This is a genomic window from Oceanimonas smirnovii ATCC BAA-899 (assembly GCF_000381965.1).
GTDB classification, from domain to species: domain Bacteria; phylum Pseudomonadota; class Gammaproteobacteria; order Enterobacterales; family Aeromonadaceae; genus Oceanimonas; species Oceanimonas smirnovii.
In genome coordinates, this window is the sequence record NZ_KB908473.1 from 1 (window position 1) to 16,097 (window position 16,097).

13 protein-coding genes, 2 tRNA genes and 1 pseudogene are annotated in these 16,097 nt (G+C 56.2%); 4 read left to right on the forward strand and 12 right to left on the reverse strand.

Translation table 11 applies throughout. The annotated features are described in order from the left end of the window. The coding region (locus G364_RS0115605) for an IS91 family transposase (protein ID WP_019936075.1) at positions 1–792 on the forward strand (792 nt) is incomplete at its 5' end. A gap of 261 nt (positions 793–1,053) precedes the next feature. On the opposite strand, the gene G364_RS0115610 is transcribed toward G364_RS0115605, so the two are convergent. Beyond that, complete coding sequence (locus G364_RS0115610; protein ID WP_019936076.1) at positions 1,054–1,683, reverse strand: FMN-binding negative transcriptional regulator; 630 nt, start codon at positions 1,681–1,683, stop codon at positions 1,054–1,056. Between the two features lie 152 nt (positions 1,684–1,835). Between G364_RS0115610 and G364_RS16655 the strand changes: the two are divergent. Then, positions 1,836–3,115, forward strand: a pseudogene (locus G364_RS16655) (IS4 family transposase). Positions 3,116–3,177: 62 nt separating this feature from the next. Here G364_RS16655 and G364_RS16660 read toward each other — a convergent pair. The 6 genes from G364_RS16660 to rpsU form a co-directional block, all read right to left on the reverse strand. Next, complete coding sequence (locus tag G364_RS16660; protein WP_040614675.1) at positions 3,178–3,948, reverse strand: hypothetical protein; 771 nt, start codon at positions 3,946–3,948, stop codon at positions 3,178–3,180. Positions 3,949–4,763: 815 nt separating this feature from the next. Beyond that, positions 4,764–4,840 (reverse strand) — tRNA-Ile (locus G364_RS0115630). Positions 4,841–4,974: 134 nt separating this feature from the next. Then, positions 4,975–6,861: an RNA polymerase sigma factor RpoD gene (gene rpoD / locus G364_RS0115635; protein ID WP_342661944.1), complete on the reverse strand. Its 1,887-nt coding sequence runs from the start codon at positions 6,859–6,861 to the stop codon at positions 4,975–4,977. A gap of 192 nt (positions 6,862–7,053) precedes the next feature. Next, the gene (dnaG, locus tag G364_RS0115640; RefSeq protein ID WP_019936080.1) at positions 7,054–8,832 is read right to left on the reverse strand and encodes a DNA primase; all 1,779 of its coding nucleotides are present in this window, start codon (positions 8,830–8,832) and stop codon (positions 7,054–7,056) included. Between the two features lie 75 nt (positions 8,833–8,907). Beyond that, positions 8,908–9,351, reverse strand: coding sequence for a GatB/YqeY domain-containing protein (locus G364_RS0115645; protein ID WP_019936081.1), 444 nt, complete (start codon positions 9,349–9,351; stop codon positions 8,908–8,910). A 14-nt stretch (positions 9,352–9,365) separates the two neighbouring features. Beyond that, a complete protein-coding gene (rpsU, locus tag G364_RS0115650; RefSeq protein ID WP_014293599.1) occupies positions 9,366–9,581 on the reverse strand; it encodes a 30S ribosomal protein S21 in 216 nt (71 codons plus the stop codon). A gap of 174 nt (positions 9,582–9,755) precedes the next feature. Between rpsU and tsaD the strand changes: the two genes are divergently transcribed. Further along, positions 9,756–10,772: a tRNA (adenosine(37)-N6)-threonylcarbamoyltransferase complex transferase subunit TsaD gene (gene tsaD / locus G364_RS0115655; RefSeq protein ID WP_019936082.1), complete on the forward strand. Its 1,017-nt coding sequence runs from the start codon at positions 9,756–9,758 to the stop codon at positions 10,770–10,772. 3 nt (positions 10,773–10,775) lie between these two features. Here the strand turns inward: tsaD and plsY are convergent, their stop codons facing one another. Then, positions 10,776–11,384: a glycerol-3-phosphate 1-O-acyltransferase PlsY gene (gene plsY / locus G364_RS0115660; RefSeq protein WP_019936083.1), complete on the reverse strand. Its 609-nt coding sequence runs from the start codon at positions 11,382–11,384 to the stop codon at positions 10,776–10,778. A gap of 68 nt (positions 11,385–11,452) precedes the next feature. On the opposite strand from plsY, the gene folB reads away from it, so the two are divergent. Further along, positions 11,453–11,830, forward strand: a complete 378-nt coding sequence (gene folB, locus G364_RS16665; RefSeq protein ID WP_019936084.1) for a dihydroneopterin aldolase — start codon at positions 11,453–11,455, stop codon at positions 11,828–11,830. Here the strand turns inward: folB and G364_RS0115670 are convergent. The 4 genes from G364_RS0115670 to selB form a co-directional block, all read right to left on the reverse strand. Beyond that, a complete protein-coding gene (locus G364_RS0115670; RefSeq protein ID WP_019936085.1) occupies positions 11,818–13,068 on the reverse strand; it encodes a multifunctional CCA addition/repair protein in 1,251 nt (416 codons plus the stop codon). The genes folB and G364_RS0115670 overlap by 13 nt on opposite strands. 37 nt (positions 13,069–13,105) lie before the next feature. Continuing rightward, positions 13,106–13,903: a formate dehydrogenase accessory sulfurtransferase FdhD gene (gene fdhD / locus G364_RS0115675; protein WP_019936086.1), complete on the reverse strand. Its 798-nt coding sequence runs from the start codon at positions 13,901–13,903 to the stop codon at positions 13,106–13,108. A 36-nt stretch (positions 13,904–13,939) separates the two neighbouring features. Then, positions 13,940–14,035 (reverse strand) — tRNA-Sec (locus tag G364_RS0115680). After that, a complete protein-coding gene (gene selB, locus G364_RS16900; RefSeq protein ID WP_051089290.1) occupies positions 14,027–15,973 on the reverse strand; it encodes a selenocysteine-specific translation elongation factor in 1,947 nt (648 codons plus the stop codon). The genes G364_RS0115680 and selB overlap by 9 nt, the downstream gene beginning before the upstream one ends. Positions 15,974–16,097: the final 124 nt, after the last annotated feature.

Sequence of the window (16,097 nt, forward strand, 5' to 3'; positions counted from 1 at the left end):
CCGGTTCATTACTTCATGATCACCTTTACCTTGCCGGCCGAACTGCGTGGCCTCGCCCGCGCGCAACCCAAGGCGCTGTATCGCATCATGTTCTCGGTTGCCGCCTCGCTACTCAAGGACTTCGCCCAGCGTCACCATGGGGGTCGCAGCGGCTTTACCGCGGTACTGCATACCCACAGCCGACGACGAGATCTGCATCCTCATCTGCATGTCATGGTCCCGGCAGGCTACTACAATCCCGCACGGCGCCAGTGGCACAAGGGCCCCAAGCGTTACCTCTACCCTGCTGTCGCACTGGCCAAAGTATGGCGGGGCCGGCTACTGGCCGCCATTCACCAGCACCCCCAGCTCTACCTGCCAGCCAGACTACCGGCGCAATGGGTGGTGGACTGCCGCCCTGTTGGCCGGGGCCTACCCGCCCTGAAATACCTGTCCCGTTATCTGTACCGTGGAGTACTGCCCGACCGGGATATTATCGGAATAGACGGTGACCAGGTGACCTTCCGCTACCGCGAGGGGAAAACCAATCACTGGCAGCACCGCACCTTACCCATCGTCAGGTTCCTGGGGCTGATACTGCAACACGCCTTGCCCAAGGGGCTGCAACGAGTACGGGACTACGGGCTGCTGCACGGTAGCGCCAGGGCGGTGCGCTTGATTATCCAGTTGTTGTTGATGCGACTGGGATGGCGAGGGCTGCCAGGGGAGCCGGCAACGATGACCAAAGCCAGCCGCAGTTGCCCGTACTGCGCACAGAGCATGGTGTGCACCGGCATCATCCGAACGGGATAGCCGAAAGGCGGGCACAATAAGGATAATGGCCTCAACAACAGCAGGAGAAGCACGACCATCACTCACAGAACACTGTAACTAGCTGAAGTTATTAGTCTTCTAATCGCTTAGCGGCTAGCTATGCCTGCAGAAAATAGCGGCCTCACCGCTCACCCCATGCTCAACCGAGCAATTTACTTAATAAAGGCAGCTTCGGGCTTGTTCAACACCCGGATGAAGTGTCGGCTGCGCGACACTTATCCTTATTTGTTAGCATTCTTGTCAAAGATTAGCGCTCATGAGTGAAGCGATAACCTGTGAGCTTGTATCATCTTTGGATGACAAGCCATCAACAACACCTTGTTGATTTATCTCTGGATGATTCTGGCTTAATTTCCATTGACCACTGAGTGACTCTACCTCAATTTCAACACCTACTACCGCAGGCAACATTTTATGAATGTATCCCTCCGGTGCATCTGACATTGACCACGGTACCGCTTGTCCTTGCTCGTGCTCCGATGTTAACTGCTCAAGAACCTCCAATATCCATTGCGGTTCGTGAATAAACCGAATCTTTCCTTTCACATGTGCCACAATATAATTCCATGTCGGCACAGCCTTACCATTCTCTTTTTTAGTCGGATAATAACTGGGAGATACATAGCTATTTGGGCCGTTAAAAACCACAAGAACTTCAGATGCAGGATTAGCGGTTTGCCAAACTGAATTGACCTTAGCTATGTGCCCCTTTAAACGTAACTTACCGTCCAACTCTATTAAAGATAAAGGAAGATGATTAGCCTCGATCGCTGAATTTGAAGAGGTAATGACTGTTGCGAATGGATATTCACGCATCAGATTGATAAGTACATCAATATTGTCTTGTTTAAACTTCCCTGGAATGTGCAAACTTTTCTCCTTGAATGCTAACGCCCGCGTCTAGTGAATCCCCTCATAATTCTCTTATGAATCAGAGAGGTAGACGCGCACCCTGCCGTTTGATCTAATGAATTTCGCCAAAAACACATTAGTGCTCAACGCCCCTATGAGGAGAGTGCAGGATGCGCGATGTTCATATCCTACAAGAATTGCTGGCCCAACACTGCCCGAAAATACATAAAAAGCGGCTTAATTCACTCATGGCTGCTACTTCTGCTCTTCTGGAAGGAGATACTCTGTCTCTGTCTCTGTCTCTGTCTCTGTCTCTGTCTCTGTCTCTGTCTCTGTCTCTGTCTCTGTCTCTGTCTCTGTCTCTGTCTCTGACTGGGCTGGGCCGTAATATCGCCGGGAAAACCGCTACCAAACATTCCATCAAACGGATTGATCGTCTGCTGGGAATGATGGTCTTCATCGCGAACGATTAGCCCTATACCGCTGGCATGCAAGAAATTTGTGTGGACTCAACCCCATGCCGGTCATCCTTATCGATTGGTCTGATGTTCGTGAGCAACTCCGGCATATGACGCTCAGAGCAGCCATCGTACTCAAAGGCCGTTCCATCACGCTCTATGAACGCGCATTTGCCTGGGAAGATTACAACTCGCCGCGCAGTCACAACCGCTTTTTGCATGAGCTGGCCAGTATCCTGCCTTCGGGGGCCACCCCTTTACTGATCACCGACGCAGGCTATCGCAATACCTGGTTTCGTGAAGTGGCTTCCTACGGCTGGTACTGGCTGGGACGAGTGCGCGGTGACGTGGCTTTTACGCCAGCAGGCCTGGAGCGGTGGCGCTCCAACAAGACTCTGTATTCCGATGCCAACCAAACACCCCGTTATATCGGGCCAGCAAAGCTGGCTAGAAAATCTCCCATTCGCTGCGACCTGTACTTGTATAAAAGCGACGCCAAGGGAAGAAAAGATCGGTGTACTGCCCGTTCAGGCAACAAGCACACTGCGCAACGAGAATATCTTAAAGGCAGCAAAGAGCCTTGGCTGCTGGCGACCAACCTTCCGTCAACGCTGTTCAGTGCGGCAAAGGTGGTGAGGCTTTATGCCAGAAGGATGCAGATAGAAGAATCATTCCGAGATCTGAAAAGTCCTCAGTACGGATTTGGTCTTCGGCACAGCCGAACACGTTGTCCACGGCGCTACGATATCCTGCTGCTCATCGTCTTGCTGGCTGAAATCATCCTGTGGTGGTTCGGTCTCGCCGCTCAGCAGGCGGGGTGGCAGCGTCACTTTCAAGCCAACACCATTCGACACAGGGCCGTGCTGTCATCGGTCAGGCTCGGTAAAGAGATCCGAAAGCGGCCCCACTATCGTATCACCGAGCAGATGCTGCATTGGGCCAGACTGGAGTTAATACGCTTGGCTCATCACGCAGGGAGCTTCGAATTATGAGGGGATCCTCCAGCGCCCGCGTAAAGCGCGCGAGGTTACGAGCGTCGCCTTTGACGCGATTGTTAGCTGATTGATAAGCCAGCACCACAATGAGAAGCAAAGCAATTTTTCATTACATGTCCCATTCCGAACTTTGTTTCCTTTGCATTAAACTCCAAATCAGAATTGGCAACAATATTCGTCACTTCTACTGCGGTTAGCGGAAGCTCAACCGGCCATCCTTCTACTCTTGCATCTGGGTAGCGCTTTTTGGCTTCTTCCAAGCTATTCAACTCAAAGAACTCAATAGAAACAAAATCCCCATTTGGGTATTTAATTTTTACCTTTTTTGCTGATGGAGGACATTCGATGTCTTCTTCTTCACCTACATTGAACCATTCATTGTTTTTTATATATGCCCGCGGCTCGTTACTGGTAGTGAGCATGTGTAGATTTAACAGCAGATAATTATTCTCATCCCGCTCGAACCAAATTACTGGCTGCTCCCTAAACTTGAATATCACAGGGGTTTCATAGTAGAAATTCCCCCCAACCACAGCAAGCAACCGATTTCTCATCCAGTTAAACTTTCCACTCACCTGCCTCCAGTTTTCTCTACCAGATCTTTTGAATTCATGAAGTTGGTTTGAGGTGAACGCCCCGTTGTCAGCTTGTATGTGATGCTCTCTGCACAAAGCAATCATACCTTCAGGGTTGTGGTGATTTTTGACATTCCAAGGTGGATCAAAATGATGCCACTCTAGGTATGGCAATCCGCATTCTGGAACCGGGCAGCCAAAGCCCACCTCTTCTCGAAGTGCCCTTTTTACATCCACTGGAGGATTTCGATTCATTCGGTCTCTCCCATTCAGCTAACATTGTAATAGTGAGCATGCTCATATTTCTGCAATGATTTAGCGCGCGATTTACTGATAAGTTATTGATAATAAATAAATTATCATTCTGCATCTAATTTTCGCGATTAATAAAAACGCATATGCACAGTATCTACAGCCACTTGTTCACTATTCAACATTGGTCAGTTATAACCTATTAATATCATGAATATTTTTGATCAGGGTTGTTGTACACGCGCATGGAGTGTTGATAGTGAGCGCAGTACTGGAATATACCTGCCAACCATCAGCAATTTGACTGTGGCAACGCTACCGCCCTGATCTTGCGGGCGACCAGACCACTTTGCTTTGGCTGTGATTGGCTCTTTATTGTGCCCATGTCGTGGGAGAATTCAAATGGGACTTTTCGGTGAGAGTATGGTCGCGCCGGGTAGTGTGGGAGCGGCTGGTTGCTGGAATGGGCTCTTGTGTCGCTGAAGGCTTTAACGCTGCGGTTATAATGTGAAGGCAAGTCAGGAGGTTTATCATGATACGCCGAAGCAAAACAGCAGCCCGCAATCAGCTTACACCGGAGAAAATCCTCCGTTCTGTGGCAAGCTCTACGGCAATTGAAACCGGCGAGTCTACGGCTGTTATTGAAGCCCGGCTGAAGTCTGGTAAGCGACGTTTTCCGCAACTGTCCCTGGCCGGCCAGCCAGACTGAAAGTATCCCATGGGTACCCCGGGGAAGGACTATGCTCTTGCAAAGCGGCACACAGGCGGCACAAAAAAAAGCCAGTGCATTGATGCTACTGGCTTTTTCAGTGTTTATATGGTGGCCCCTCCCAGACTTGAACTGGGGACCTAACGATTATGAGTCGTGTGCTCTAACCAACTGAGCTAAGGGGCCAAAAGTGCGCTGATTATAGGGGAATGAGGGCGGGGCTGTCCAGCGCTGGGCGGCTTATACGCTTGATTTTTAAGCGGTTGACCCGGCCAATAAAAAGGGCACCGAGGTGCCCTTTGAACTGTGTGCGGTTGTGCTTACTCGTCGAGGAAGCTGCGCAGCACTTCGGAGCGGCTGGGGTGGCGCAGTTTGCGCAGGGCCTTGGCTTCAATCTGGCGAATACGCTCACGGGTAACGTCGAACTGCTTGCCCACCTCCTCAAGGGTGTGGTCAGTGTTCATGTCGATACCAAAGCGCATGCGCAGTACCTTGGCTTCCCGGGCGGTCAGGCCGGCCAGCACGTCGTGGGTGGCGTTACGCAGGCTCTCGCTGGTGGCGGAGTCCGCCGGCAGGGAGAGGGTGGTGTCCTCGATAAAATCGCCCAGATGTGAATCTTCGTCGTCACCGATGGGGGTTTCCATCGAGATCGGCTCTTTGGCAATTTTGAGCACCTTGCGGATTTTGTCTTCCGGCATGGCCATGCGGTGTGCCAGCTCTTCCGGCGTGGGCTCGCGGCCCATCTCCTGCAGCATCTGGCGGGAAATACGGTTGAGCTTGTTGATGGTCTCAATCATGTGCACCGGAATACGAATGGTGCGGGCCTGATCCGCAATGGAGCGGGTAATGGCCTGACGGATCCACCAGGTGGCGTAGGTCGAGAACTTGTAGCCACGGCGATATTCAAACTTGTCTACCGCTTTCATCAGACCTATGTTGCCTTCCTGGATCAAATCCAGGAACTGCAGGCCGCGGTTGGTGTATTTCTTGGCAATAGAAATAACCAGACGCAGGTTGGCTTCCACCATTTCTTTTTTGGCTCGTCGGGCCTTGGCCTCACCAATGCTCATGCGGCGGTTAATGTCTTTAATCTGGGAAATGGTCAGACCGGTTTCATCTTCCACTACCTTGAGCTTGCTGATGGCACGCAGTACGTCTTCGGCTACCACTTCCAGACGCGAAGACCAGGTTTTGCCGGCGGCCAGCTGAGCCTCAAACCAGGCCTGCTCGCTTTCGTGATGGGCAAAGGCCTGCACAAAGGTCTTTTTGGGCATTTTGCACTGCTCAACGCAGAGCTTCATGATAATGCGTTCCTGCACCCGCACCCGCTCCATGGTGTCGCGCATGGCGGTAACCAGACGATCAAACTGCTTGGGTACCAGGCGGAACTGACGGAACAGATCGGCCAGATCAGCAATTTGCTGAGCAGCCTCTTTGGAGGTGCGGCCCTTGGCGGCAATGGTGCTGCGCACCAGCTCATACTGCTCACGCAGCTGGCCGAATTTTTCACGGGCCAGCTCAGGATCCGGGCCGGTGTCGGCTTCTTCTTCTTCCTCGTCGTCGTCGTCTTCTTTATCTTCTTCGTCTTCGTCGTCGAGGTCTTTTTCGCTCAGTTCCGAGCCAATATGGGTGGCAGTGGGCGCGGCGTCTTCGGCTTCATCAAGATCGAGAAAGCCGGAAATAATATCGCTCAGCTTGATGTCGCCGGCTTCAAAGCGGTCGAACTGATCCAGCAGCGAGGTGATGGTCTCGGGATATTCAGAGACCGAACTCTGCACCTGATTGATGCCGTCTTCAATGCGTTTGGCGATATCGATTTCGCCTTCGCGGGTCAGCAGCTCCACGGTACCCATTTCACGCATATACATGCGCACCGGGTCTGTGGTGCGGCCAATTTCAGATTCAACGGATGCCAGCGCCTGGGCGGCGGCCTCGGCGGCGTCTTCATCGGCCGTGGTTTCCGTCATCATCAGATCATCGGCGTCAGGGGCGTTTTCTACCACCTGAATGCCCATGTCGTTGATCATCTGGATAATGTCTTCAATCTGATCAGAATCGACAATATCCTGCGGCAGATGATCATTTACTTCGGCGTAAGTCAGGTAGCCCTGTTCTTTACCTTTGGCTACGAGAAGCTTAAGCTGTGACTGCGGGGTTTGCTCCATAGAACTCGTCCGGTTAGATGTTGCAAGAGAGAGGGTGTGGATACTGGGGCACTCAGTGATTTTCTGGCGCGCAAGTAGCCGATTATAACAAAATTTGACCAATCTGGCTAACTGGTCCGAGCTTGCCAACACCTCGCCCTTGGGCCAAGCGTGCTGCAGCCTGCATTGGTTATTTCACTTACCCGTACACCGGGCCTTTATTACAATCTTGGGGCAGTTTGCCCGTTTTTCAATTTATAAGACCGCGCCGCCTTTGCTTTCTGTCAGCAGCAGCACTAATTCTTGTTTTTCCGCTGGTGTCAGCCCCTCGCGAGTGCTGCTTTTTTGCTGCAGCAATTCAATGCGTTTGGCCAGATATTCGTTGATCAGGACCACAAAAATATCCTGCAGCTCCTGCTCTATGTTGTCGCCGGCAAAGGCGTTTTCTGCCATGGCAAGTTTCGACAGGGCTGCTTCTGATGCATGGCCCCGCCAGTGCTCCAGTACCTGAGCTGTACTCATATTGGGCTGTTTGCGAACCATGGCCAGCAGGGCCAGCAACAGCTCCATGCCCGGAAGCGACAGCTCTTCCAGCGCCGGCATTTCCGGCAGCCGGGCTGCGGCAGCCGGATATTGTAGCACAAGGGCAATGGCTCGTCGAAGTGGCGTAAGTTTTAGTTTTTGTGGCCGCCCGGTGGCAGGCTTTTCCTGTTTTTCTGCTGGCTTAAGGCGCTGAAACAGCTCTTTAATCCGGCGTTCGTTCTCACCCCAGTTAAGCTGACGCGACAGCTGCGTGATTAATCCTTCCCGGGTAAAGCCCTCGGGCACCCGCATAATGGCCTCGGCAGCCTTGTGGGCCAGCTCGTGCTGGCCGGCGTCGCCGTTCATGCTGTCCTGGGCCAGCCGCTCAAACAGAAAGTCACCAAAGTCCTGCGCGTTATCAAGCAGTTGCTCAAAGGCCGGCTTACCCTGAGTGCGCACCAGGCTGTCGGGGTCTTCGCCGTCGGGCAAAAACACAAAGCGCAGGCTGCGGCCGTCCTGCATTAACGGCAGGGCGTTTTCCAGTGCCCGCCAGGCGGCTTCGCGGCCGGCGCGGTCGCCATCGTAGCAGCAGATCACTTCCCGGGTGGTGCGATAGAGCAGCTGCAGCTGATCGGAAGTGGTGGAGGTGCCCAGGCTGGCCACCGCATAATCGATGCCGAACTGGGCCAGGGCCACCACGTCCATATAGCCTTCCACCACCAGTACCCGCTCGGGGTTACGGTGAGTCTGGCGTACTTCATACAGGCCGTAGAGCTCGCGGCCCTTGTGGAACACTGGGGTTTCCGGCGAGTTCAGATATTTGGGGGTGCCGTCGCCCAGCACCCGGCCGCCAAAGCCGATGGTACGGCCGCGTCTGTCCCGAATGGGGAACATGATGCGGTCACGAAAGCGGTCGTAGATGCGGCCATTGTCGTTTTGCAGCAGCATGCCACCGTCAATCAGCTGGCGTTCGGTGTCGCGGTTTTTGGCGTAGCGGCGTTTTACGCTGTCCCACTGATCGGGCACATAGCCAATGCCGAAATGCTTGACCACTTCACCGCTCAGGCCCCGGCTCTTGAGGTAGTCAATGGCTGCCGGTGCGCTGCGCAGCTGCTGCTGATAGAAACGGTTAATGTCGTTCAGCAGGCTATAAAGATCCTGCCGCTCGGCCCGGGCTGCCGCCTGTTGCTGGGGCGAACTGCCACCGGTATTTTCTCGGGGCACGGTCAGGCCATGCATAGACGCCATTTCGTCGATGGCATCAAGAAATTCCAGTCCGTCATATTCCATTAAAAAGCCAAGGGCAGTGCCATGAGCACCACAGCCAAAGCAGTGATAGAACTGTTTGTCGGGACTGACCGTAAAGGACGGGCTTTTTTCGTTATGAAAGGGGCAGCAGGCCTGGTAGTTCTTGCCGGCTTTTTTGAGTCGTACCCGCTGGTCGATCAAGTCGACGATGTCGGTGCGGGCGAGGAGATCGTCAATAAATTGTTGGGGGATTCTGCCAGCCATGATTCACCGTAAAAGCAAAAAACAAAGCCGTGCATTCTTGCGAAGCACGGCCCGTTGGCAGCTCAGCGGCAGTTATCAGGCCAGTTTGGCCTTGATGGTGGCGCTGACCTTGCCCATGTCTGCACGGCCCTGGATTTGTGGCTTGAGTACCGCCATTACCTTGCCCATATCTTGCATGCCAGTAGCACCGGTGTCGGCGATGGCCTGGGTGAGCAAAGCATCCAGCTCGTCTTCTGTCAGGGGTTGCGGCAGGAATTCCTGCAGCACCGCAATTTCCTGGCGTTCGCCGTCAGCCAGCTCCTGGCGGCCGGCCTGCTCGAACTGGTTAGCGGCATCTTTGCGTTGTTTTACCATTTTGGTGATAACAACGATGATGCCGTCATCGTCCAGGGTTTCGCGGCTGTCGATCTCTTTCTGCTTGATCTCGGCCATCAGCATACGCAGGGTGCCAAGGCGAGCCTTGTCTTTGGCGCGCATGGCGTTTTTCTGCTGTTCTGACAGCTGGTCTTTCAAAGACATGAGATCAACAACGCTTAGTACAGACGAGTGCGGCGTGCGTTTTCGCGAGCCAGTTTCTTGGCATGACGCTTAACAGCGGCAGCCTTGGCGCGCTTACGCTCGGTAGTCGGCTTCTCGTAGTGCTCACGACGACGCACTTCAGACAGAATACCGGCCTTTTCGCAGGAACGCTTGAAACGACGCAGAGCTACGTCGAAGGGCTCGTTTTCACGTACTTTAATTACTGGCATGTGCCTCTCACCTCGGTTAACTGGTCTGTATTCCAGCCAGTCTGACAATAAAATGGTGCGAAATTCTACTATTAACCGGGTCCGGCTGTAAAGACCGGTAACCCTTTGCTGGTTAAAAAAGCCCGATCAGGGTAACATGGCTGTCTATTTTTCGACAGTGTTATTCATTTGCTCATGCGTGTACTAGGCATCGAAACCTCCTGCGACGAAACCGGCATCGCCATCTATGACGATAAGCTCGGCATTCTCTCTCACCAGCTTTACAGCCAGGTGAAACTGCACGCCGATTATGGCGGTGTGGTGCCTGAGCTGGCCAGCCGGGATCATGTGCGCAAGACCATTCCGCTGATTGAGGCGGCCCTGGCCGAGGCCGGCTGCAGCCAAGGCGACATAGACGGCATCGCCTATACTGCCGGCCCTGGCCTGATGGGGGCGCTGCTGGTGGGGGCCACCATAGGCCGCAGCCTGGCGTTTGCCTGGGGCAAGCCGGCGGTGGCGGTGCATCATATGGAAGGCCACCTGCTGGCACCCATGCTGGAAGAGCGCGTGCCGGCGTTTCCGTTTGTGGCGCTGCTGGTGTCCGGCGGTCACACCCTGCTGGTGCGGGTGGACGGCATTGGCCGCTATGAGATTCTGGGTGAGTCCATTGACGATGCCGCCGGCGAGGCCTTTGATAAAACTGCCAAGCTGATGGGGCTCGACTACCCCGGCGGCCCGCGGCTGGCAAAACTGGCCGAGCAAGGCGTGCCCGGCCGCTTTAAGTTCCCCCGGCCCATGACCGACAGGCCCGGCCTGGATTTCAGTTTTTCGGGTCTTAAAACCGCCACTGCCACCACCATTGCCGCCGAAGGTAATGATGAGCAGACGCAGGCTGATATTGCCCATGCCTTTCAGCAGGCGGTGGTCGATACTCTGGCCATCAAGTGCAAGCGGGCGTTAAAGCAGACCGGGCTCAACCGGCTGGTGGTGGCCGGCGGGGTCAGCGCTAATGTGTCGTTGCGCCAGCAGCTGCAAGCCATGATGACAGAGCTGAGCGGTGAGGTGTTTTATCCGCGCAATGAATACTGCACCGACAACGGTGCCATGATCGCCTTTGCCGGTTTGCAGCGGCTGAAAGCCGGTCAGACCGAGCCGCTGCGGGTAAAAGCCCGGCCGCGCTGGCCGCTGGATGAACTGCCGGCAGTAGAGTAAGGCTTATTCTTCCCGGTTGCGCCGGCTGCGGTCGATAATCGGCTTTTCTTCATGATGATAAAGCCGGCTTATATTGCCGTGGTGGCGCACGACTATCAGGCACGACAACAGCGCCACCGCCAGTGTGTATTCCGGTTTGATGAAATAGGCAAACAAAGGAGCAAACAGGGCGGTGATCAGTGACGCCAGCGACGAGTAGCCAAACAGCCCCAGGCTGAGCAGCCAGGTGATCAGCAGCAGGCCTGCCATGTCCATGCCCAGCGGCAGCAGCGCACCCATCGCCGTGGCCACGCCCTTGCCGCCGCGAAAGTGAAAAAACAGCGGAAACATGTGCCCCAGACAGGCGGCCATGGCAATAAAGGCCAGATATAGCGGGCTGATGCCAAGAAACCAGCCCAGATATACCGGCAGTGTGCCCTTGAGAATATCAAGCAATAATACCCACACAGCCGCGCTGCGGTTGCCGGTGCGCAGCACATTGGTGGCACCCGGGTTACCGGAGCCGTGGTTGCGCGGATCCGGCAGCCGGTAAAGCCTGGAGATCAGCACGGCGCTGGACACGGATCCGCCCAGATAGGCCAGTATTATCATGAACAGCGTAAGGGCGGTCATCGCGGTTTATACCCCGGATCCAATCCGTTATGATGGCGTCAGTGACAGCTTAACAGAAGACGAAGACGATGGATAAAGTGTTTGTGCAGGGCCTTGAAGTACTCACCACCATTGGCGTTTATGAGTGGGAGAAAGGGATTCGCCAGAAAATCCGCTTTGATCTGGAAATGGGGTACGACAACCGTCCGGCGGCCGCCGGCGATGATATCAGCAAGGCGCTGGATTACGCGGCTCTTTCCAGCAAAGTGACGGCCTATGCCGAGCAGCACCAGGTAGAGCTGGTGGAAACCATGGCCGAGCAGGTGGCCAGCCTGATCCTGGCGGAATTTCCGGTGTTGTCGGTCAAGGTGCGGCTGACCAAACCCGCCGCCGTGGCCAATGCTGCGGGTGTGGGCGTAGAGATTGAACGCTTTACTCAGCGCAGCCTCAAGGCTCAGTCTGACTGAGCCTGTTGTTTTTCGGCCAGCAATTGCTCCAGCCGGACCAGCCTTGCTGCACGAATGGCCTCGCCAATGGCGGGGCCTTTCAGTCCTTGGGCCACAAAAGGCTGAGCGGTAATCTGTTTTAATTCCTGCAGCCACTGCCACAGCCATGCCCGCTGCGGGTAAGGCCGGCTCTGAAAGCCGGCTCTGCCCTGCAGATCGGCCTGAGCACACAGCAGCAGCTCGGCAAAGCGCTCGGGCCTGCGCCAGGCATCGGTGTGATCCAGCAGCTCCAGCACTGTGTGCGCCTGCTGTGGCGAGGGCAGCGCCAGCCGGTGCAGACAAATGTGCCAGCGGCTCATCAATACTGCCAGCTCCCTGTGCTCGGTGGGCACTTTCAGCCGGGCACTCAGGGCCTGAATAGGCGCTATGCCCAGCTCACCATGGTGATGATGGCTTGGCCATTTTTCTGCCGGGGTCAGCGCCTTGCCCAGATCGTGACACAATGCTGCAAAGCGGCAGGGCAGGCCGGCTCCCAGCTCGGTGGCGCGCTTGATCACCATCATGGTGTGCAGGCCGGTATCAATTTCCGGATGCCAGGTTTTGGGGCCGGGCACGCCAAACAGGGCGTCCACTTCCGGAAACAAGACCGCCAGCGCGCCGCACTCGCGCAGCACTTCAAAAAACACCTGAGGATTGTCACTGGCCAGCGCTTTTTCGGTTTCTTTCCATACTCGCTCGGGGGTGAGGGTGGCCAGCTCGCCGCCGGCGGCCATGGCCGTCATCAGGGTTTGGGTTTCTTCGGCAAGAGTAAAGCCCAGATGATGAAAGCGGGCAGCAAAACGGGCTACCCGCAGCACCCGCAGCGGATCCTCACTAAAGGCGTCAGATACATGGCGCAGCACCCGGGCCTGAATGTCGGCCACGCCACCATAAGGGTCAATCAGCTCATTGGTGCCGCTCCGGGCAATGGCGTTGATGGTGAGATCCCGCCGGCGCAGGTCTTCTTCCAGAGTGACCTCCGGGCCAAAGTCACAGATAAAACCGGTGTAGCCGGTACCGGCCTTGCGCTCGGTGCGGGCCAGGGCATATTCGTGCTTGTTGCCGGGGTGCAGAAACACCGGAAAGTCCTTGCCTACCTGCTGGTAGCCCTGTTGCAGCAGTTGCTCAGGGGTGGCACCGACTACTACGTAATCACGGTCGTACACGGGCAGCTGCAGCAGTGCATCGCGCACAGCGCCGCCAACCAGATAAATATTCAAGACGTGTCCTCACTCAAGGTGTGCTTGCCCGGCGCATTCACTTCAGCTGAGAATGAGCAGACGCGGCATAGACTCTGGGTGATTGTTGGTAGGGCAAGTGTATCAAGTTGAGCCGGTAGTGCCGAGCCTGTTCTACCGCCAGCTGAGTGGGCGCGCTTAAGGTCAGCAGGGTGGGGTTGTGGCTGCGCACCATTTTCTGCACCAGCTCTATGCTGCAGCGGCTGGTCAGCAGCACCATGCCTTCCGGGCGCTCGCTCTGCTGGTGCTGCCAGCCCAGCAGTTTATCAAGGGCATTGTGCCGGCCCACATCTTCACTGGCATGATGAATATTGCCCTGATAATCCACAAAAAAGGCGGCATGGAGGGCACCACAGTCCCGGTTGAGGGGTTGCCATGGCCGCAGTTGATCCCGCAGGCCGGCGAGCATGTGAGTATCGGGCAGAGGGGTTTCGGGCAGCCCGGGCAGCTCGGGCAATGCCGCCTGTAACGACTCCAGGCCACAAATGCCGCAGCCACTGCGCCCGGCGAGGCTGCGTTTTTGCTGCAGCCAGGGCTGATGGCAGCGGTTGGCCAGGGTCACAGCGGCAATCAGGGCGTTATGTTCCCGGCTGAACTCAAGATCATGAATGTCTCTGTGATGAGCAATAATGCCTTCGCTCAGCAGAAAGCCGGTGATAAAGGCATCCAGCTGTACCGGGCTGACCATCATAACGGCGTGGTTTACGCCATTGATGGTAATAGCCAGGGGGACTTCGTTGGCCAGGGTGTGCTCGGTGCCTGCCAGAGTACGAACCCCATGGCTGGGCGGCAGTGGTTCAAAGCGCGCATCGTCCATTAGATTGCCCCGGCCATGCTTGCACAAGCTGAAAGGTGGCGGAAAGTAGCAGGAGTCGAACCTACCCGGGAATGTCTGACACCCCCAACCGGGTTTGAAGCCCGGCCGTACCACCGGATACGATTACTTTCCGAAAGTGTCGTTAACATTGCCAACATTCGGGGGGCTTGTAAACATCATATTGTCAGCGCGGATCACATGCCGGTCCTTTCGTCGCCGGCTGTAACCAATGCGTTGAAAAAACTCCAGAATTTGCAGCGTACGCTTGCGTCCGAGTCCTAACCGGTCCCTGAGTTCAGCGGCCTTGATGCCCTCGGCCGGAGCATGCTGGCGCAGCAGGGCGGCCAGTTGCTCCACATGCTGATGGTGGTAAAGCAGGTCGGGCTGCACCTGATATAAAAGCCCCTGGCGTACCAGCTTGCGGCCCAGCTGACGGATCTCTTCTTCGCCGGCTTCAAGGGTGGCGGCCAGATCCCGCACCCAGGGCGGATCGTAGCGGCCGTCATAACTCAGGGCCAGCATGCGACCGGCCAGCGCCTGTTCAGACTCGCTCAGACTCACGCTGTGGCCGGGCAGATGATACCAGGCACCGGTCAGGGCCAGCCGTTGCTGTTCCAGCAGTGTTTGCAGGGCGCAATGCCACAAGGGCTGCGGTATGGCTGAATCCGTCATCCGGCGCAAGCGGGCGGCTTCTATGCCGGGTTCGTCGGGGTAGCTTTCATGGGCCTTTTTCAGCGTTGCCTCAATGCGGCTCAGCAGGGGCTGCCAGTGAGCTTCATGCATCAGTACCGGCTCATTTTTGCCGGTGGGTGTAAGCCACAGCGCCTGTTTGGGCAGCATTATCTGCTCCGGCGCTTGTCCGGCCAGCCGGTGCAATGCGGTGCGGGTAATACCGTAAGGGGCCTGTTGCAGCAGGCTGAGCACGTTTTTCTGATCAAGATAGTCCGCCACTGCCTTCAGCCAGGCCAGCCGCGCCGGTGTGCGGCGCTTGCGATCCGGGCCATTGGCATCCAGTACCCGGCCACCGCCCAGGGTTTGCTTGGCCTGAGCGTTGCGAATAATAAAGCGATCCCCGGGCAGAGCACACAAAGGCTGCTCAAATACCAGCTGGGCCAGCGCCGGTTTGCCAGCCTGCACTGTGGTTGCCTGCAGCGGCACCAGATGGGCCATCACATGAGCGGCACCAATATGCACATGCAGCGGCGTCCAGGTGCCGAGAGGAGCGCTGGTGCTCAGCAGCTGCAGCTCTACATCCAGCCGCGGGCCGGGCTCAAAACAGCCTGCTTCTGCCAGCCAGTCTCCCCGGGCAATGGCATCCTTGGCAATATTGGCCAGGTTAAAGGCGCAGCGCTGACCGGCCCGGGCTTGTGTGCCGGCCTGATTTTGCGCATGCAGGCCGCGCACCCGCACCGGTATGTTGGCGGGCATCAGCCGCAGGTGCTGGTGCTTGCTGTGCAGGCTGAAGTGGCCGTCGTATACCGTGCCGGTGACCACAGTACCCTGGCCGCTGAGGGTAAAGGCGCGGTCAATGGCCAGCCGGAACGGCCCCGCATCAGACACCGCCTGCTGTTGTTCCGCCTGCTGCTGTAAAAATTCACGCAGCGGGGCTATGCCGTCACCGGACAGGCTGTCGGTCACAAACTGCGGTGCCCCGTCCAGAAAGGTGCCCGCCAGTGCCTGCTGCAGCTGCTGTTGAGTGCGGGCCAGCTGCTCGGGCTGTGCCAGGGCGCTGCGGGTGATCACCACGCAGCCGCAAGACAGCCCCAGCAAGGACAAAATGGCAATATGTTCCAGAGTCTGGGGCATCACGCCGTCATCGGCGGCCACCACCAGCATGGCAAAATCGATGCCGGTGGCACCGGCCACCATGGTATGAATCAGCCCTTCATGGCCGGGCACATCCACAAAGCCCAGGGTCAGCTGCTCGTTCAGCGGCTGATAGGCATAGCCCAGGCTGATGGTAATACCCCGTTTTTGCTCGTCTTTGAGGGTATCGGTATTGATGCCGGTGAGGGCCTTTACCAGCGTGGTTTTACCGTGATCAATATGGCCCGCTGTGCCAATAATCATCAATTTTGCGCGGGAAACCCCGTCCTTTCAAGGCGGGGAGGGATAGCACGGCGGCGTCAGCCGCCCCTGTTCCCGCTCCTCCTTTTTAGCTGGCTATCTATACAGTGGTTTACTAAACTAAGCG